This is a genomic window from Actinophytocola sp. KF-1 (assembly GCF_054661535.1).
The window spans coordinates 1,035,705-1,053,432 of record NZ_BAAFVK010000001.1; the positions used below are offsets into that span (position 1 = coordinate 1,035,705).

18 protein-coding genes are annotated in these 17,728 nt (G+C 72.3%); 4 read left to right on the plus strand and 14 right to left on the minus strand.

The annotated features are described in order from the left end of the window. Positions 1-9 precede the first annotated feature (9 nt). Genes ACYQ77_RS05060 through ACYQ77_RS05075 form a run of 4 tightly spaced genes read right to left on the minus strand, consistent with a single transcriptional unit; the run spans position 10 to position 2,883 of the window. Positions 10-639: a TetR/AcrR family transcriptional regulator gene (locus tag ACYQ77_RS05060; protein ID WP_459707832.1), complete on the minus strand. Its 630-nt coding sequence runs from the start codon at positions 637-639 to the stop codon at positions 10-12. 36 nt (positions 640-675) lie between these two features. Further along, a complete protein-coding gene (locus ACYQ77_RS05065; protein ID WP_459707834.1) occupies positions 676-1,452 on the minus strand; it encodes a DUF1700 domain-containing protein in 777 nt (258 codons plus the stop codon). After that, entirely contained in the window at positions 1,449-1,775 is a 327-nt protein-coding gene (locus tag ACYQ77_RS05070; protein ID WP_459707836.1) for a PadR family transcriptional regulator, read from the minus strand. Before ACYQ77_RS05070 ends, ACYQ77_RS05065 begins: the two co-directional genes overlap by 4 nt. 58 nt (positions 1,776-1,833) lie before the next feature. Beyond that, a complete protein-coding gene (locus ACYQ77_RS05075; RefSeq protein WP_459707838.1) occupies positions 1,834-2,883 on the minus strand; it encodes a dihydrofolate reductase family protein in 1,050 nt (349 codons plus the stop codon). Between ACYQ77_RS05075 and ACYQ77_RS05080 the strand changes: the two genes are divergently transcribed. Next, complete coding sequence (locus ACYQ77_RS05080; protein WP_459707839.1) at positions 2,882-3,346, plus strand: cupin domain-containing protein; 465 nt, start codon at positions 2,882-2,884, stop codon at positions 3,344-3,346. The two genes, ACYQ77_RS05075 and ACYQ77_RS05080, sit on opposite strands and share 2 nt — an antisense overlap. A gap of 13 nt (positions 3,347-3,359) precedes the next feature. Here the strand turns inward: ACYQ77_RS05080 and ACYQ77_RS05085 are convergent, their stop codons facing one another. The 3 genes from ACYQ77_RS05085 to ACYQ77_RS05095 form a co-directional block, all read right to left on the minus strand. Then, positions 3,360-4,106: a sugar isomerase domain-containing protein gene (locus tag ACYQ77_RS05085; RefSeq protein WP_459707840.1), complete on the minus strand. Its 747-nt coding sequence runs from the start codon at positions 4,104-4,106 to the stop codon at positions 3,360-3,362. After that, positions 4,103-4,741 (minus strand): TetR/AcrR family transcriptional regulator, encoded by a 639-nt coding sequence (locus ACYQ77_RS05090; RefSeq protein ID WP_459707842.1) that lies wholly within the window; start codon positions 4,739-4,741, stop codon positions 4,103-4,105. Before ACYQ77_RS05090 ends, ACYQ77_RS05085 begins: the two co-directional genes overlap by 4 nt. Before the next feature lie 117 nt (positions 4,742-4,858). After that, complete coding sequence (locus ACYQ77_RS05095) at positions 4,859-5,293, minus strand: MarR family winged helix-turn-helix transcriptional regulator (RefSeq protein WP_459707844.1); 435 nt, start codon at positions 5,291-5,293, stop codon at positions 4,859-4,861. 76 nt (positions 5,294-5,369) lie between these two features. On the opposite strand from ACYQ77_RS05095, the gene ACYQ77_RS05100 reads away from it, so the two are divergent. Beyond that, positions 5,370-6,764, plus strand: a complete 1,395-nt coding sequence (locus tag ACYQ77_RS05100) for an MFS transporter (protein ID WP_459707846.1) — start codon at positions 5,370-5,372, stop codon at positions 6,762-6,764. Positions 6,765-6,777: 13 nt separating this feature from the next. On the opposite strand, the gene ACYQ77_RS05105 is transcribed toward ACYQ77_RS05100, so the two are convergent. The 5 genes from ACYQ77_RS05105 to ACYQ77_RS05125 form a co-directional block, all read right to left on the minus strand. Continuing rightward, positions 6,778-8,574 (minus strand): ArnT family glycosyltransferase, encoded by a 1,797-nt coding sequence (locus tag ACYQ77_RS05105; RefSeq protein WP_459707847.1) that lies wholly within the window; start codon positions 8,572-8,574, stop codon positions 6,778-6,780. Then, positions 8,571-9,800 (minus strand): bifunctional glycosyltransferase family 2/GtrA family protein, encoded by a 1,230-nt coding sequence (locus ACYQ77_RS05110; RefSeq protein WP_459708157.1) that lies wholly within the window; start codon positions 9,798-9,800, stop codon positions 8,571-8,573. Before ACYQ77_RS05110 ends, ACYQ77_RS05105 begins: the two co-directional genes overlap by 4 nt. A gap of 65 nt (positions 9,801-9,865) precedes the next feature. Beyond that, positions 9,866-11,596, minus strand: coding sequence for a glycosyltransferase family 39 protein (locus ACYQ77_RS05115; RefSeq protein WP_459707849.1), 1,731 nt, complete (start codon positions 11,594-11,596; stop codon positions 9,866-9,868). A 39-nt stretch (positions 11,597-11,635) separates the two neighbouring features. Beyond that, positions 11,636-13,099, minus strand: coding sequence for a sensor histidine kinase (locus tag ACYQ77_RS05120; protein ID WP_459707851.1), 1,464 nt, complete (start codon positions 13,097-13,099; stop codon positions 11,636-11,638). Beyond that, the gene (locus tag ACYQ77_RS05125) at positions 13,077-13,793 is read right to left on the minus strand and encodes a response regulator transcription factor (RefSeq protein ID WP_459707853.1); all 717 of its coding nucleotides are present in this window, start codon (positions 13,791-13,793) and stop codon (positions 13,077-13,079) included. Before ACYQ77_RS05125 ends, ACYQ77_RS05120 begins: the two co-directional genes overlap by 23 nt. A 229-nt stretch (positions 13,794-14,022) precedes the next feature. Between ACYQ77_RS05125 and ACYQ77_RS05130 the strand changes: the two genes are divergently transcribed. After that, a complete protein-coding gene (locus ACYQ77_RS05130) occupies positions 14,023-14,445 on the plus strand; it encodes a hypothetical protein (protein WP_459707855.1) in 423 nt (140 codons plus the stop codon). Between the two features lie 377 nt (positions 14,446-14,822). On the opposite strand, the gene ACYQ77_RS05135 is transcribed toward ACYQ77_RS05130, so the two are convergent. Together ACYQ77_RS05135 and ACYQ77_RS05140 are read right to left on the minus strand one after the other, a co-directional pair. Then, a complete protein-coding gene (locus ACYQ77_RS05135) occupies positions 14,823-16,037 on the minus strand; it encodes a lytic transglycosylase domain-containing protein (RefSeq protein WP_459707857.1) in 1,215 nt (404 codons plus the stop codon). A gap of 125 nt (positions 16,038-16,162) precedes the next feature. Next, the gene (locus tag ACYQ77_RS05140) at positions 16,163-17,173 is read right to left on the minus strand and encodes a M14 family zinc carboxypeptidase (protein ID WP_459707859.1); all 1,011 of its coding nucleotides are present in this window, start codon (positions 17,171-17,173) and stop codon (positions 16,163-16,165) included. A 53-nt stretch (positions 17,174-17,226) separates the two neighbouring features. On the opposite strand from ACYQ77_RS05140, the gene ACYQ77_RS05145 reads away from it, so the two are divergent. Next, positions 17,227-17,718 carry a CbrC family protein gene (locus tag ACYQ77_RS05145; RefSeq protein ID WP_459707861.1) on the plus strand — a complete coding sequence of 164 codons (492 nt, stop codon included), beginning with the start codon at positions 17,227-17,229 and terminating at the stop codon, positions 17,716-17,718. Positions 17,719-17,728: the final 10 nt, after the last annotated feature.

Sequence of the window (17,728 nt, forward strand, 5' to 3'; positions counted from 1 at the left end):
CGGAGAAGGCTACCGCCCCAGCGTGGCCGCCATTTCGGCGTCGAACAGGAGCCGGGTGTCGAAGCCCATGTCCCGGAAGTGGCCCGCGATCTCCAGGCTGACCACGCCGTGCAGGCGGGTCCAGAACCCCAAGGCCTGGCGGAGCACGCCCTCCGGCACGTCGACGTGCGCCCACTGGCGGTGGTCGGCCAGGTTCTGGTCGAGCGGCATGGCCGGACCGGGCTCGCGTTCCTTCAACGCGTCGAGCAGCAGGTCCATCAGCTCCGACGCGATCTCCGTCGTGGTCGGCGGGGCGTGGTAGCCGGGGATCGGGGTGCCGTAGATGAGGAAGTACCGCTGCGGGTACGTGTGCGCCCAGTCGCGGATGGCATGCGCGATCACCAGGGGATCGGACCCGTGCTCCGCGACCGCGGCGCGGGACGCGTCGACCAGCTGGCGGTACGCGTCGCTCACCAGGTCGGTGATCAGCTCGTCCCTGCTGGCGAAGTAGCGGTACAGCGCGGGGCCGCTCATGCCCATGGTCTTGGCGATGGCGTTGAGCGAGATCGCGGACGCGCCTGCCTCCGCGATCTGCGCCCAGGCGTGCTCCTTCACCTCGGCCCGCACCTGGGCCCGGTACCGTTCACGCGGACTCGTCACCGACTGACTGTAACATTCGTTACAGCTTCTAACTACTCACCACGCGTAGTCGCCCGCCGCCAGCAGCGGCAGGAACTCCATCGACTTGACCGCGACGCCGACCGCCCACCCGGTGAGGGGAACGCTGAGCCACAGCCACCGCCGGTCGGCCCGCGCCCGGTAGCCGACCCACACCGTGAGCACCGCGAACGCGAACGCGACCGTCGCCCCGCCCGCGCCGTGCCAGCCGAACCACGCGAACAGCCACACCACGCCCAGCCACACGAGCGCGGCCTTGACCAGGCGCAACCCCGGTCGCAGCGACGCGACGTACGCGCCGACCGGCAGGTGCTGCTCCGCGGTCGCCAGCCATGCCGTCACCTGCCGGACCTCGGGCAACTCGGTGATCTCGGCGATCGTGGACCGGGGCCTGCCGATCACGAACCAGCACCCGAGCAGCCCGGCGGCGAGCGTCCACAACACCGGCCGCGGATCGTTCGCGGCCACCCGTGCCGTGAGGTAGCCCCCCACGACCGCCGCGGCCGTGGTCGCCACGAGCAGCCACAACGCGGCACGGGACACCCACATCGGCGTCCTTGGCTCCGGTTCGTCCGGCACACCCATGGCGCTGCGGAGTTCCCTGGCGTACGCGGCGGGATCGCCGAGCTGGTCGGCGAGCGAGACGGGTTCGTCCTCGAGCCCGGCGGCGATCGCGGCCAGCTGCGGTTCGAGGTCCTGCAGGATCTCCTCGACCTCGTCGGCGGGAAGGCCTGCCAGCTCGCGCCGCAACCGGTCCAGGTAGGCCGCGACCTCGGTGTCCGTCGTCGTGCTCACGCCGTCTCCCCTTCCAGCAGATCCGTCATGGTCTTCGCGAACCCGCGCCAGGTCTTGGTCCCGTCGGCGAGCTGCTGCCTGCCGACCTCGTTGAGCGCGTAGTACTTGCGGTGCGGGCCTTCCTCGCTGGGGCGCACGTAGGAGGTGAGCGCGCCGGCGTTGTAGAGGCGGCGCAACGTCCCGTACACGGACGCGTCGCCGACCTCGTCCAGACCGGCCTTGCGCAGCCTGCGGACCACGTCGTACCCGTAGCCGTCCTCGTCGCTCAGCACGGCGAGCACGGCGAGGTCGAGCACGCCCTTGAGCAGTTGGCTGATCTCCATGTGTGTCCTCGCCCCAGTAGTGTGGCTCGGACACTACCACGCAATGCGCAATAGCGGGCTACCCCAGTTGCAGCCGGTTGATCTCGCGGACCTCGCCGGCCAGTTCGGGGCGCTCGACGACGGTGACCCCGGCCGCCGCGAGCTGTTCCGCGCCCTCGCCGACCACGAACGTCGACGGCTCGCGGTAGGTGAAGACGACGCGCGGGATGCCCGCGTCCAGGATCAGCCGCGCGCACGGCCGTGGCCGGGACTTGCGGGTGCTGCACGGTTCGACCGAGCTGTAGATGGTCGCCGTGGCCAGGCGCGGGTCGTCGTCGGCGAGCTTGGCCAGCGCGGACTCCTCGGCGTGCACGGTGTCGTCGGTCTCGCGGGAGTACCCCCACGCGATCTCCTCGCCCGCCGCGTCGACGATCACCGCGCCGACGCTGAACGCCGTGGTGGACGGCGGGCAGTTCCTGGACAGCGCGACCGCGCGGGCGAGCCAGTGACCGTCCACAGCGGACTCGCTGAGCAGGTACCGGTGCAGCACGAGGTTCCCGATCCGCTCGACGGACGCGAGCGTCGCCCGGTGGTCCTTCGACCAGGGGAACCGTCCACCGTGGACGAAGCGGGGCGCGCTGGCGTCCCCGACGAAGAACGGCGCGATGACGAGCTGCAGCTCGTCGGCGGCGCCCGCGGTGAGGAACTCGGTCAGCACCCGCCCGCCGCCCTCGACCATGAGCCGCTCGACGCCGCGTTCCTCCAGCCGCGCCAGGACTTCCGCGACGGACCCGTGGGTGACCAGCGACTCGCCGTCGGCGCGGAAGGCGGCGTCCGCGGGTAGATCCCCGTTGGACAGCACGACCTTCAGCGGCGTCGCGGGCTTCCCGGCGGCCTCCCGCGCGGCCCGGCGCGCGGGGGAGCGCACCGACAGCCGCGGGTTGTCGGTGCGGATCGTGCCCGCGCCGACGAGGATCGCGTCGACGCCCGCGCGTTCGGCGTCGACCCGGTCGAGGTCGGCGGCGTTGGAGAGGACGAGCCGCTCGGCGGAGTTGTCGTCGAGGTGGCCGTCGAGCGAGATCGCGCAGCTGAGCAGCACATACATGGTGTCGCCTATCATCCCAGACATGTCGTTCCAAGGTGAGGTCAGCGCCACGTATCGCCCGGCGGGCACCCCCGCGGAGCTCGAGGGTCCCACGACCACGTCGCGGTTCCTCGCCACGGGCGCGCTCACCGGCGGCCACTTCGGACTCTTCCAGTGGGACATGGCGCCGCGGGCAGGCGGACCCGGTGCGCACTTCCACAAGACGTTCTCGGAGAGCTTCTACGTGCTGGACGGCACGGTCCGCCTGTACGACGGCGAACGCTGGGTCGACGCCGTGAAGGGCGACTACCTGTACGTCCCGGAGAACGGCATCCACGCGTTCCGCAACGACTCCGACGAGCCCGCGTCGATGCTCATCCTGTTCGCGCCGGGCCCGCCGAGGGAGCGGTACTTCCTCGAGTCGGCGGAGATCGCCGCCAGCGGGCGCAAGCTGACGGCGGAGGAGCGGACGGAGTTCCTCGCCCGCCACGACCAGTACATGGTGTGACCGCGGGACCTGGTCAGCTGGCGGTGCGGCGGATGCGGCCCTCGTACCGCGCTTCCAGCTTGAGGTTGCGGTCGTAGCCGCCCGGGACGTTGTTCGACACGTACACCGGTGCCTCGACGCCCGACTCGATGAGCAGCCGGACGGTCTCCGCGACCAGCATCTGTGCGAGCAGGCCGGCGGTCAGCGACGACACGCCACCCACGCACGTGCCGTCCGGCAACGGGAGCAGCGTGTCGCCGAACGGGGCGCCGTTGTCCAGCGTCACGTCCGCGAAGTCGGACAGCCGCTTCCCCGACCCGTGCTGTGCCGGGACCTGGCTGCTGTGCCGCAGCGACGTGATCACGACCAGCTTGTGGCCCTTCGACGTCACCGTGTGCGCCATCTCCACGACCGAGGAGTTCACCCCGGAGCTGGACGCGATCACGAACACGTCCTGGGGCTGCGGCGCCGCCAGCTCGTACAGGCGCGACACGACGTCACCGCGGCGCTCCAGCATCGGGTCGGCCAGGATCGACGGGTCCTCGCCGCCGAACTGCACCAGGTCGGACAGCGCGATGCGGTTCGTGGGCACGAGGCCGCCCGCGCGGCCCGCGATCTCCAGGGCGGTGCCCTGGGAGTGGCCGGTGCCGAACGCCTGGATCACGCCGTTGTTCCGCACGGCGCCCGCGAGCAGTTCGGCCGCGGGCCGCACGTCCGTCTTGGCGACCTCGGTCAGGCGCTCCAGCAGTGCGGCCGCGGAAGCGGTGGCAGAGACGGTCATTCGGCCGTCACCGCCGCGACCGCGATCCGGACGACCTCCGTGATGACCTCGTCCAACGTGATCCTTCCCCGGTTGATCGCGTAGTGGTAGACCAGTTCGTTGACCGAGGCGATCACGGCCAGCGCGGGCATGGTGAAGTCGCGGGGGTTCGCCTCGCCGCGCAGCACGGCGCGGTCCGCCTCGGCGACCATGAAGTCCCACCACCGCTTGCGCCACGCGAGGCGGTGCTTCTCCACCTTGTCGCTGACGCCGTACATCTCGACGTAGGCGAGCCGCGCCCAGCGCGGGTCGCTCGCCATGTTGCTGATGAAGGTCCGCACGGCCAGCTCGAACCGCTCCGCCAGCGCGGCGTCGGCCGCGTCGGCGAACGCGGCGTTGACCGCGCGGTAGGAGTGCTCGTTCGCCTTCGAGTGCAGTGCGATCAGGAGGTCCTCGCGGGAGTGGAACTCCTCGTAGAAGTTGCGCGTGGACACGCCGGCGTGGGTGCACAGCTTCTCGATCGACGCGCTGGCGTAGCCCTCGGTGCCGAACAGCTGCAGTCCGGCCGCCATCAACCGCTCGCGCCGCTCGGCGCGGCGGTCCGCGGCCGTCCGCCCGCCGTAGGTCCGCCGTGTCACCGCATCGGTACGCGGCATCCGCTTCCCCTCGTCTCCAGCCCGCCACACTGCCACCGGTCAGGCTACTGGCATGCGACGAGGCGAGACAACGAGGTCAACTACGCAAAATACGTTCAGGCAAGCCCGTAACGTGCGTCAGTGCTTGGTCGTCCGGAGTCCCTCGGCGAGCGCTTCGAGCGCGGGCAACGCGTCCAGCAGGGCTTCCGTGACGTCGGGGGAGAGCCCGTCGAGGATCCGCGCCACGGTCTCGGTGCGTGACTTGATGATCCGCAGGTGCACGTCGCGGCCCGCGTCGGTGGCCTCGAGCTGGATCGCGCGCTGGTCGGCGGGATCCGGCTGTCTGGTGACGAAGCCGTCGTCGACGAGCTTGGCCACCACGCGCGACAGCATCGTCGGGTTGAGGCCCTCGATGTCGGCCACCTCGGTCATCCCGACCGGGCCGCGGTGCGCGACGATGCCGAGCACGGAGGCCTGCGTGGGCGTCAGGTTCTCGCTGACCGGGGCGGCGTTGAGCAGCCGCGCCAGCCGGCCGATGACCCGGCGCAGGCGGGTCACGTTCTCGGCATCCACTTAACCGGCTCCCCGTTCGGTCTGGTTGGTCACACACACTTGGTTGCTTGCTGGCAAGCAAGTATTCTCACGCTCCATGGGGATGCGAAGCATAGGAGCAACGGCACAGGCAGACATCCCCGCTGAGCAGTCGCCGCGCCGCCACGTGGTGTTCGCGGTGGTGGCGATCGCCCTGTTCATGGCGTCGATGGACCAGACCATCGTCGCGACCGGGCTGAACGCCATCCAGTCCGACCTGGGCGCCCCGCTGACGTGGAGCGGCTGGACGATCACCATCTACTCGCTCGGCCAGATCATCGCGATGCCGATGGCGGGCAAGCTCGGCGACCACTTCGGCCGCAAGAAGGTCTTCCTCACCGCGGTCGTCGTCTTCACGCTCGCGTCCCTGGCCTGCGGGTTCGCGAACAACATCTACGTGCTGGTCGCCCTGCGCGCGGTGCAGGCACTGGGTGGCGGGGCGTTCATGCCGTCCGCCACGGGCATCATCGCCGACCACTACGGCCCGGCCCGCGACCGCGCGGTCGGCATGTTCACGTCGATCTTCCCCGTCGGCGGCATCCTCGGCCCGATCCTCGGCGGCGTGTTCGTGACGTACTCGTCGTGGCGGACGATCTTCTTCGTCAACGTGCCCATCGGGCTGGTGCTGCTGTTCCTCGGCTGGCGGCTGATCGGCGAGACCACGCGCAAGCCCGCCGACCGCATCGACGTCCGCGGGCTCGTGCTGCTCGCGTCGCTGATGCTGACCGCGATGTACGGCCTGACGAACCTCGAACGCGGCCTCACCAGCCCGTGGTTCGTGGTGCCGGTCGCGCTCGGGGCGGTGTTCGCGTACGTGTTCGTGCGGCACACCGTCCGCGCCCGCGCCCCGTTCATCCCGATGAGACTGTTGCGCGGCCGGGGTTTCGGCGCCATGAACGTCCTGAACCTGCTGTTCGGCGGCGCCGCGATCGGGTTCGGCGCGCTCGTGCCGCTGTACGCGGAGGAACGCTTCCACCTCGACCCGCTCGCCGCCGGGACCGTGCTGACGGCCCGCGGCGCGGGCGTGATCTGCGTCGCCGCGCTGGCCGTGCTGACGCTGCGCAGGCTGGGCAGCCGCATCCCGATGACCGTCGGCTTCGCGTTGATCATGCTCGGGTTCGTGCTGATGGCGTTCCCGCCGCCGGACACCGACGGGTACCTGTGGCTGATGCTGGCGGCGGGCATCACCGGGGTCGGCATGGGCGTGTCCGTGCCCGCGTCGAACAACGCGGGGCTGCAGCTGGCGCCGGACCAGATCGCGTCGATCGCCGGGCTGCGCGGGATGTTCCGGCAGAGCGGGTCGATCATCGCGGTGTCGGTGATGACCGCCGTCGCCGCGAACAGCGCCAGCCCGGCCATGGCGCAGGCACACGGTTTCGTGGTCCTGTCGGTGCTGATGCTGGCCGCGGTCCCGCTGATCTACACGATCCCCGACCACCGCGGCAGCTGGTGACCGGCGCCGGACGTCAGCCGCGCAGGTCGTACACCGTCCGGTCGCCGACCGTCCGCGCCGCGAAGTTGTCCGCCACCCACTGCGCGATGTCGTCACCGCCCCGCGGACCACCCATCCGGCCGCCGCCGACGTAGTACGAGATCTCGCCGTTCGCGACGTACTGCTTGAACTCCGCCAGCGTCGGGGCCGGGTCGCCACCGTTCCAGCCGCCGATGCCGATCACCGACTTGCCGCTGGCCAGGGCGAGGTTGGCCGACTCGGGGCCGCCCGCCGACGCGGCCGCCCACTTGGTGTCCGTCGCCGCCAGCAACTCGGCCAGCTCGGCAGGCACCGCCATCTCGCCCATGCCCATCTGCGCGTCGTCACTGCTCACCGGACCCGACAGCGGGATCGACCCCGCGTGGGGCTCGGCCGCCGTCGCCACCGTGAACGCGCCGGTGCCCAGCAACGCCGTCACCACGGCCGCCACCCCCAGCGGCCTGGCCCGCACGCCGACGGCCAGTGCCGTCGCCACGACCACCGCCGCCGCGAGGACCACCCAGCGCAGCCACGGCAGCCACTCCGGCGACCGGTCCAGCAGGATGTACGTCCACACGCCGGTCACCGCGACCATCGCCGCCAGCACGTACCGGGCGGGCGGGTGCGCGCGGCCACGCCACAGCTCCCGCCCGGCGATCGCCGCCACGGCGACCACCCCGGGTGCCAGCGCCACCGCGTAGTACGGGTGGACGATGCCGCTCATGAGGCTGAACACGACCGCCGTGACGACCGTCCAGCCGCCCCACAGCAGCAGCGCGGCACGCGTCCGGTCCGTGCGCGGTGCGCGGCGGGTGAACCACAGGCCCGCCACGAGGCCGATCAGCGCCGCGGGCAGCAGCCACGACACCTCGACCCCGAACGCCGGCCCGAACATCCGGCCCAGCCCGCTCTCGCCGCCGAAGCCGATGTTCCCGCCGCCGCCCATGCCGCCGCCGGGGTTGCCGTCACCGCCGAAGATCCGGCCCAGCCCGTTGTAGCCGAGCGCCAGCTCCAGCACGCTGTCGTCGGTCGATCCCGCGATGTACGGCCGCGAGTCCGCGGGCCACAGCGCCACGAGCGCCACGTACCAGCCCATCGACACGACCACCGAGACCAGGCCCAGCGCGAGGTGCCAGAGCCGCCGCCCCAGCGCGGCCGGGGCCGCCACCAGGTACGCGAGCGCCAGCGCGGGCAACGTCAGGAAGCCCTGCATCATCTTGGTGAGGAACGCGAACCCGACCGTCACGCCCGCCAGCACCAGCCACTTCGGACTGGCCTGCTCCACCGCGCGGACCGTGCAGTACGCGCCCGCCACCAGCAGCAGCGTCAGCAGCGCGTCCGGCTGGTCGTAGCGGAACATCAGCGCGGCCACCGGGGTGAGCGCGAGCCCGGCGCCGGCGAGCAGGCCCGCCATGGCTCCCGACGTCCGCCGCACCGTCGCGTACAGCAGCCACACGGCCGCCACGCCCATGAGCGCCTGCGGCACCAGCACCGTCCAGCTCGACACCCCGAAGACCCGCGCGAACAGGCCGGGGAGCCACATCGCGGCGGGCGGCTTGTCGACGGTGACCACGCTGCCCACGTCGGTCGCGCCGAACAGCCACGCCTTCCAGCTCTGCGCGCCGGCCTGGATGGCGCCTGCGTAGTAACTGTTCCCCCAGCCGGTGGCGGTCAGGTTCCACAGGTACAGCACTGCGGTGCCCGCGAGGAGCACCACCAGCCCCCACGGGCGCTGTGTCCGTTCGGGTGCCACCGGCGCGGCGGCGGTGACGGGCGAGGCGATGGCGGTCACGACGCACTCTTCTCGGTCAGGCGGCGCGGGTGGAACACCCAGCCGCGGAGCAGCAGGAACCGCAGCACGGTGGCCGCGAGGTTGGCGACGACGAGCACGGCCAGCTCCAGCCCCCGGCCGGGCGCGGTCACGCCGTGCAGGACGGCGAGCGACCCGGACGTCAGCGCCAGGCCGAGGCAGAACACGATCAGGCCCTCGAACTGGTGGCGTGCCACCCCGGCACGCCCGCGGACCCCGAACGTGTACCGCCGGTTGGCGGCCGTGTTGCCGACCGCCGTCACACCGAGCGCGGCGAAGTTCGCGCCCTGCGCGCCCAAACCGGTGCGCAGCAACGAGTACAGCACCAGGTAGGCCACAGTGGACACCACGCCGACCGCGGCGAACCGGACCAGCTGCCGCAGCAGACCGGTCGGCGGCGCGTCCCGGCCGAGCTGTTCCCGCAGCTGCGCGACGGGGATGCGGCCGGTGGCGAAACCCCGTGCCAGCCGGGCGATCCCCGCCACGTCGGCGATCGCGGTGGCGACGATGTCCACGCGGCTGTCCGGGTCGTCCACCCAGTCGACCGGCACCTCGTGGATGCGCAGCCCGGTCCGCTCGGCGAGCACGAGCAGCTCGGTGTCGAAGAACCAGCCGGTGTCCGCGACGTGCGGCAGCAGCTTCGCCGCCACGTCCGCGCGGATCGCCTTGAACCCGCACTGCGCGTCGGAGAACCGGGTCGCGAGCGCGCCGCGCAGCAACAGGTTGTAGCCACGGGAGATCAGCTCGCGTTTCGGTCCCCGCACCACCCGGGCGCCGCGGGCGAGCCGGGACCCGATCGCGAGGTCGGAGTGGCCGGACAGCAGCGGCGCGACCAGCGGGGGGAGCGCGTTCAGGTCGGTGGACAGGTCGACGTCGAGGTAGGCGAGGATCGCCGCGTCGCTCGCCGACCACACGTGGTGCAGCGCTCGCCCGCGGCCCTTCTCGGCCAGGTGCACGGCGGTGACCTCGGCGAACTCCTCGGCGAGCGCCCTCGCGACGGCCGCGGTGCCGTCGGTGCTCGCGTTGTCGGCGATCGTGATCCGGAACCGGTACGGGAACCCGGTCGACAGGTGCTCGTGCAGCCTGCGGACACCGGGGGCGAGGTCCCGTTCCTCGTTGAACACGGGGACGACGACGTCGAGCACCGGGGTCTCGCCATCCGGCTCGACGGCGCCCCGCTCGGTGGGGTTGGGCACGGTCAGCGTCATGGTGACCACGCTCGGCTCCGTGGCTTGGTTGACCGTGTGGCTCGCCTGTGCGCCCGCTGTGGAAGTCATGACAGGTCGTGGACCGTGACGCCGGAGACCTGCCGGGCCGGGTAGTTCGCGGCCACCCACTCGGCGATCTGCCTGCCCGCGTCACTGCCGCCGGTCGCCGTCGACGACATGGCGCCGTCGCCGATGAACCAGTGGACCTGCCCGGCGCGGACCATGTCCTGGAACTCGGCGAGCGTCGGCGCCGGGTCGGTGCCGTTGAACCCGCCGACCGCGAGCACCGGTCTCCCGGACGCCAGCTGGTACCCGGCGGCGTTGTTCGAGCCGACCGTCGCCGCGGTCCACGTGTGGTCGCCCTGCCGCAGCAGCGCCACGAGGTCCGGACCGGGTGTCGGCGCGTCGAGGAGACCACCCATGCCACCGGGGCCCGCGAAGGTCACGTTCCTCGCCGACGGCCCGGCCGAGGGCAGCGCGCCGGAATGCGTCGCGGCCGCCGTCCGCAGCGAGTACGCCGCCGGGCCCGCCAGCGCCACGACCGCCGCGAGCACGGCCACCGCCACGTTCCGCTCGACCACCAGCACCAACGCGGCCGCGACGAGCCCGAACACCAGCAGCACCAGGGAGTCCAGCAACAGGTACGTCTCCAGCGCGGTCAACGCCACCGCCCCCGACAGCACCGGCACCCCGGTGAACCCCGTGCGCCACAACGCGACCGCGCCGATGCCGATCACACCCGCGAGTGCCGGGGCCAGCGCCACCGTGTAGTAGGCGTGGATGATCCCGTCCATGAGGCTGAACACCACGGCCGTGACGACCAGCCACCCGCCCCACAGCAGCAGCGACACCCGTTGCGGGCGGTGCCGCCGGGTCGCCCACAGCCCGCCGGTCAGCAGCACCACGGCCGCGGGCAGCAGCCACGCGATCCCGCCCGCCATCTCCGTGCCGAACAGCCGCCCCCACACGCCCCCGGTGCCGCCTCCGCCGACGCTGCCGACCTCGTCACCGGTCAACCTGCCGAACCCGTTGTAGCCGAACGTCAGCTCCAGCACGGAGTTGTGCTGCGACCCGCCGATGTACGGCCGGTCGTCGGCGGGCCACAACGACACCACCAGCACCCACCAGCCCGCGCTCACCACGATCGCGCCGAGCGCCACCGCGAGGCCCAGCAAGCGTTTGCGCCGGGCTCCCACCAGCCACGCGAGCCCGAACGCGGGCAGCACGAGGAACGCCTGCAGCATCTTGGTGAGGAACCCGAACCCGACGCACGCGCCGGCGAGCACGAGCCACCGCATGCGCCCGTCCTCGACGGCACGCACGGTCGCGTACGCGCCCGCGGTCAGCAGCAGCACGAGCAGCGCGTCCGGGTTGTTGAACCGGAACATCAGCACCGCGACCGGTGTCAGCGCGAGCACCACACCGGCGAGCAGCGCCGCCGCCTCACCCGCGACCCGTTTCACGGCCGCGTACAGCAACCACACGGTCGCCACGCCCATCAGCGCCTGCGGCACCAGGATGCTCCACGCGTTCACCCCGAAGATCCGCGCCGACAGGCCCATCACCCACACCGACGCGGGTGTCTTGTCGACGGTGATCCCGCCCGCCGCGTCGGTCGCGCCGAAGAAGAGCGCCTTCCAGCTCGCCGCACCCGCCTGCGCGGCGGCCGAGTAGTACGCGTTGGCCCAGCCGGAGGCGCCCAGCCCCCACAGGTACAGCAGGCCGGTGGCGGCGAGCAGGACGGGCAGCACGGGCCGGAAAGCCGTGCGGCGCAGGGGAGGGGCCAGTGTGGTCATGGCACCCAACCTGTCGGGCCGGGCTGGGCGCCGCCTTGGTCAACCCTGTGTGCGCGCTGTGCGTGGCAGGCGCACGGTGAACCGCGTGTACCCGGGACGGCTTTCCACCGACACGTTCCCGTGGTGCGCCTGCACGACCGCCGCGACGATCGCCAGGCCCAGCCCCGTGCTGCCCGCGGCGCGTGAGCGGGACGTGTCGCCGCGGGCGAACCGCTCGAACACCTCCGGCTGCAGGTCGGCGGGGATGCCGGGGCCGTCGTCGGTGACCGTCAGCGTCGCCGCTGGGTCCTTTGTGGACAGTCCGATCGTGACGGTCGTGCCCGGCGGGGTGTGCGTGCGGGCGTTGGACAGCAGGTTCGCCACCACCTGGTGCAGGCGCGCGCCGTCACCGGGCACGACGACCGGTTCCGGTGGCACGTCGAGGCGCCACACGTGCTCGCGGCCCGCGACCTGCGCGTCGCTGACCACGTCCACGACCAGCCGGGACAGGTCGACGTCGTGGTGCTCCAGCGGCCGCCCGGAGTCCAGCCGCGCCAGCAGCAGCAGGTCCTCGACGAGCGTCGTCATCCGCGCCGACTCGGACTCGACGCGGCCGAGCGCGTGCGCCACCTCGGGCGCCACGTCGTCGTCGCGGCGGCGGATCAGCTCGGCGTACCCGCGCACGGCCGCGAGCGGGGTGCGCAGCTCGTGGCTCGCGTCCGCGACGAACTGGCGGACGCGGGTCTCGCTCTCCTGCCGCGCGGTCAGCGCGTCCTGCACGTTGCCGAGCATCCGGTTGAACGCGAGCCCGACCCGCCCGACCTCGGTGCCGGGGTCGGCGTACCGCTTCGGCACCCGTTCGGCCAGCTCCACCTCGCCGCGGTCCAACGGCAGCTCGGCGACCCGGCTGGCGGTGGCGGCGACCCGTTCGAGCGGGTAGAGCGCTCTGCGGACGATGAACGCGCCCGCGACCGCCGCGGCGAGCAACCCGGTCAGCGCCACCCCGCCCATGATCAGTCCCGCACTGAGCAAGATGTCGTTCACCTGGGACATCGGCAGCCCGGTGATCACCACCTCGCCCTGCGGCCGCCGCTCGGCGACCAGCCGGAACTCACCCAGGTCGTCGATGGTCATGGTGTGCGGCTCGCCGTCGACCGGCAGCGACAGCAGGTCGGTGAGCTGCGCCCGCGTCAGCACCTGCGGGGTGTCGGTGGTGGTCTGCAGCACGCCCTGCGCCGTGCCGTCGTAGTAGCGGACGTTGATCGTGCCCGCCGCCTGCCCCGGCGCCTCGGCGGGACCGGGGCCCGCCACGCTGCCGGGCGGCCCGAGGAAGACCGCCGCCCGGCGGCTCGAGTCGTCGAGGCGCTCGTCGAGCTGGTCGACGAGGAACGCGCGCAGGGCGATCTGCGAGACCACCACGATGACCACGCACACCAGCGCGAGCAGCACGATCTGCTCGAAGATGAGGCGGCGGCGCAGCGACCAGCTCTCCACGCCGCGCTCAGGTCGCGGGCTTGAGGACATAGCCCGCGCCCCGCATCGTGTGGATCATCGGCGTCCGGCCCGCGTCGATCTTCTTGCGCAGGTAGGAGATGTACAGCTCGACGATGTTGGCCTGGCCGCCGAAGTCGTAGTGCCACACCCGGTCGAGGATCTGCGCCTTGGACAGCACCCGGCGCGGGTTGCGCATCAGGTAGCGCAGCAGCTCGAACTCGGTGGCGGTGAGGTCGATCGGCTCGCCGCCGCGGTGCACCTCGCGGCTGTCCTCGTCGAGGGTGAGGTCCCCGACGACCAGCGACGCGCCCGCGGTCGCCTCGGTCACGCCGGTGCGGCGCAGCAGGGCACGCAGGCGGAGGGTGACCTCCTCGAGGCTGAACGGCTTGGTGACGTAGTCGTCGCCGCCCGCGGTCAGCCCGGCGATGCGGTCCTCGACGGCGTCCTTGGCGGTGAGGAACAGGACGGGGAGCGTCGGCAGGTCGGCCCGCATGCGGCGCAGCACCTCGAGCCCGTCGATGTCGGGCAGCATGACGTCGAGGACGACCGCGTCGGGCCGGAACTCCCGCGCGACGCGGACCGCGCCCAGTCCGTCGAGGGCGCTGCGGATGTCCCAGCCCTCCAGGCGCAGGGCCATCGTGACGAGTTCGGCCAGCGTGGCCTCGTCGTCGACCACCAGCACCCGGACGGGTTGACCGTCCGGTCGTCGCAGCTCACTCCGCATGGGCATATGGTCGCCCCGGGGGGTGTGGTCCCGCTGTGTGAAACCTGTGCGTTCCCTGTGGCCGGCGCCAGGTCACAGCGGTTGCCCACAGCGAGCACAGCGCACGCACAGGTACGACCCCGACTGTGGTCGTATGAGTACGGAACAGACTGAAGCTCCCCAGTGGGGTGCTCCGCCGCCCCCGGCCGAGCCCCGCAACCGGTGGACGGCGAAACGGGTCGTGGTCACGGTGGCGATCGCCGTCGGCATCGCGGCCGCCGGCGGCGTGGCCATCTACGCCGCGAGCGGCTCGACCGAGCAAGCGGGCGGCCCCGGCGGCGGCCGAGGCGGTGCGGGCGGCCCGGTGTTCATCGGCGGCCCCATGGGCGGCGACACCGGCACCCAGCACGGCGAGTTCCAGACGGGCGAGGTCACCGAGGTGACCGATGATTCGATCACCGCGAAGAGCGAGGACGGCTACACCAAGACCTACGTCGTCGACGACGACACCCAGATGGCGGACGACATCGCCAAGGGCGACGACGTCACCATCATCGCCACCACCGAGGGGTCAACCACCACAGCCGAGTCCGTGATGGAAATGGGCGCAATGCCCCAACGCCGCAACGGCGACGGCGGCCCCCCGAACGGAGGACCCCCGAACGGGAACTGACCTGACAGCCGGTGGCGGGGGCCGACCCCCAGCATGCTGGGCGCGGCGCCCGAACCCCGCGAAGCGGGACGAAGCCCCATCAACCCACTGAGGGGTGCCTGCCATCCCGTCGACCTGGCGAAGCCCGATCACACCGTGTCAAGGGGGCCCGAAGCACGACCCAACCACATGCCCAAAGCCGCCGGGCCCCCTTGACGCGGTGTGATAGCCCTCCGGGAGGTCGACGGGATGGCAGGCAGACCCCGGACACCAGTCCCTGCCAAACCAACCCCGTGCCCGACCCGCCGCCATCCCGGAGACCAGCCCGTCCGGCGAGGACCCCCCGGAGGGAAACCCACCACAAGGTCAACAGACAAGCCCGGAACGAAACCCTGCCATCAGGGGGCAGGACTCGCCGTCACGGTGCCGGTCCTCTCCGGGGCGGACAGTTCCAGCGGCAGCGCACAGTCCGGCGCCCCGCCCAGCAGGCCATCCACCACACCGCCCACCGTGTCCAGCAGGTCGCACGTGACCGGTTCCTCCGCCACCGGCGGCTCCGGCGGAGACGGCGGCGCCGGTTCCGACGGTGGCGAAGGCGGCGTCGAAGGCGGCACCGAAGGCGGCACCGAAGGCGGCGACGAAGACGGCGGGGCGGACGGCGGCGTGGACGGCGGGGCGGAAGGCGGCGCGGACGGCGGAGTGGAAGGCGGCGTCGACGGGTGCGTCGAGGGCGTGCTAGGCGAGCCGACCGGAGCCGAAGGAACCGGGTCCGCGACCGAATCCGGCAGCCCGGTCGCCAACGGAACGGCCACCCAATCGGCGTCGGTGATGTCCGCGACCCCGATCGTCCCGTTCCGGTACACCGACATCCACGACCGCACCAGCGACAGGTAACTCGTCGAGTGGTTGTAACTCAGCACGGCCTCGTCGAGCCCCGCGGGCGTGCCCAGGTCGCGGTTCGCGGCGCACAGGTACCTCGCCGCCGCCAGGCTGGCGTCGTACACGTTGTGCGGGTCGCGCACGCCGTCGTCGTTGCCGTCCACCTGCCAGTGCGTCCACGTGCCGGGGATGAACTGCATCGGCCCGACGGCGCGGTCCCATCTCCGGTCCCCGTCCAGGGCACCACCGTCGGTGTCGCGGATCGCGGCGAACGGGCCGCCGTTCAGCACCGGCCCGAGGATGGGCGCGGCGGTACGGCCGGTCGCGTCGACCTGGCCGCCGCGGGCGTGGCCCGACTCGACCTTGCCGATCGCCGCCAGCAGTTCCAGCGGGATGTGGCAGTTCGGCTGGGCCAGGTCGGTCCGCTCGACCGCCCGCCGGTACGCGGCCAGCGCCGTCGCCGGGATGTGTCCCGTCATGACGGGCGGCATCGCGTGCACGAACCTGCCGCTCGCCAGGCGGGCCGCCACCAGCGGGAACGCCGCGTCCGCCCGGACACCGCCGTCGGCGCTCGCCGCCGGAGCCGGGTCGCTCACCACCGGCGCCCCGGTGCCGGGGGCGGCCGACGACGACGCCGACAGCGACGTGGACGACGCCACCAGCAGCACCGCGCCGACCGCCACCAGGCCACCGGACGGCTGCAGCCGTCGGCGTCGCGCGTTCTTCTCCGGCAACCCGATCCCCCCTGTACGTAGGCGAGCCCACGCCAGTAGAGCACCCGGTAGCCGCCGGTACCGCGTTCAGACGGCAGGCATACCCGATCGAGCACGCATGCCACCTCATCGGTGACAGCGGAGCGTCAGTCGGCTGCCTCGACGGCCTCCGCGCCGACCGGTGCGCCGCGGAGCGGGATGGCGTCCGCGCGGGCGGGGTCGACCCGCCGCAGCGACCCGTCGGCCGCGGTCTGGGCGACGGTCAGCATCACCAGGTAGGCGGCGCGGATCTGCGACTGCTCGTCGTCGATCGCCGACAGTTCCAGCAGCACGCTGGCGCTGCCGAGCAGCCCGTACGCGTTGCGGGCGATGCCCTCGTAGTCGCCGCCGGGGTACTGGCTCACGTTGCCGCCCGCCAGGCGGTCGATGGTCTGCTGCGCCACCACCGTCACCTGCTTGGCCGCGTCGACCGCCGACGGCGCCACGTCCGGGTGCGTCGGCCACATCAGCGACGCGGTGATCTCCCGGCCCTCGCCGTCCACGTACCGGCCCTGCATGTGGTAGTCCATCGCGATGTGCGGCCGGAACGCGGCGTACGCGCGCTGGATGTGCGCGGCCTCGGTCGCGGGGTTGTCCGCGGGCGCCATCGACGGGTTGTGGTACCGGTTGATGTCGTAGCCCTTGCCCTTCTCGCCGTACTCGGGGTCGGCGTCCGGGTCGTAGTTGTAGCGCCAGTTCCGCTGGTGCCCGTCGGGGTTGGCGCGCACCACGACGTCGAGCGTGATCCGCGACAGCAGCCAGCGGTGCCAGGCCGTGTTCGGCACGCCGACGGTGCGCAGGAACTCGACGGCCGCCGGCGTGCCGAGCGGCTCGTTGCCGTGCTGCTGGGTGACGTACTGGATCCGCACCGGCCCGTGCCCGAGGCGGGCGGCCCAGACCGGCCTCCCCTCGTTGGTGTCGCCGATGCTGCGAACCTTGATCCGGCCGTGGCTCGTGCGAGCGAGGTCCTTCAGCTGCGCGGCGAGGACGTCGTTGCTCGGGCGGGGGTCGACGGTGTGGGTGAGCGGAGTGGCGGGCCGCGCCTGCGCGGGCGTCGTCAGCGAGACGAAGGCCATCGTGGTGGCAGCGGCCAGCGCGAGCAGGGTTCGAGTGCGCATGTCCCCCAACCTCGCACGGACCGGACGAACCTGACAAGGCTACGGTGGCCGCCATGACGCTGCCGGTGTTCACGTACCACCCGGATCCGCTCGCCACCGGTTCCGTCGTCGTGTCCGGCGCCGAGTGCGCGAGCTGCGGCCAGGTCCGCGGCCACGTCTACACCGGGCCGGTGTACGCCGAGGACGAGGTCGAGCACCTGTGCCCGTGGTGCATCGCCGACGGCAGCGCCGCGGCACGTCTCGGCGCCGAGTTCACCGAGGTCGACGGCGACGTCCCGGACGACGTGCTGGTGACGATCACCCAGCGCACCCCCGGTTTCTCCGGCTGGCAGCAGGAACGGTGGCTCGCGCACTGCGGTGACGGCGCGGAGTACCTCGGCCGGGCCGGCGCGGCCGGCCTCGCTGCGCACCCGGACCTGGAGAGCGATTTCCCGCTGGACGACGCGCGGTTCCTCGCCGCGCTCGACGAGGACGGCCCGCCGACCGCGTACCTGTTCCGCTGCCGGCGGTGCGGCACGCACCTGGCCTACGCGGACAGCACCTGAGCGCCCACGG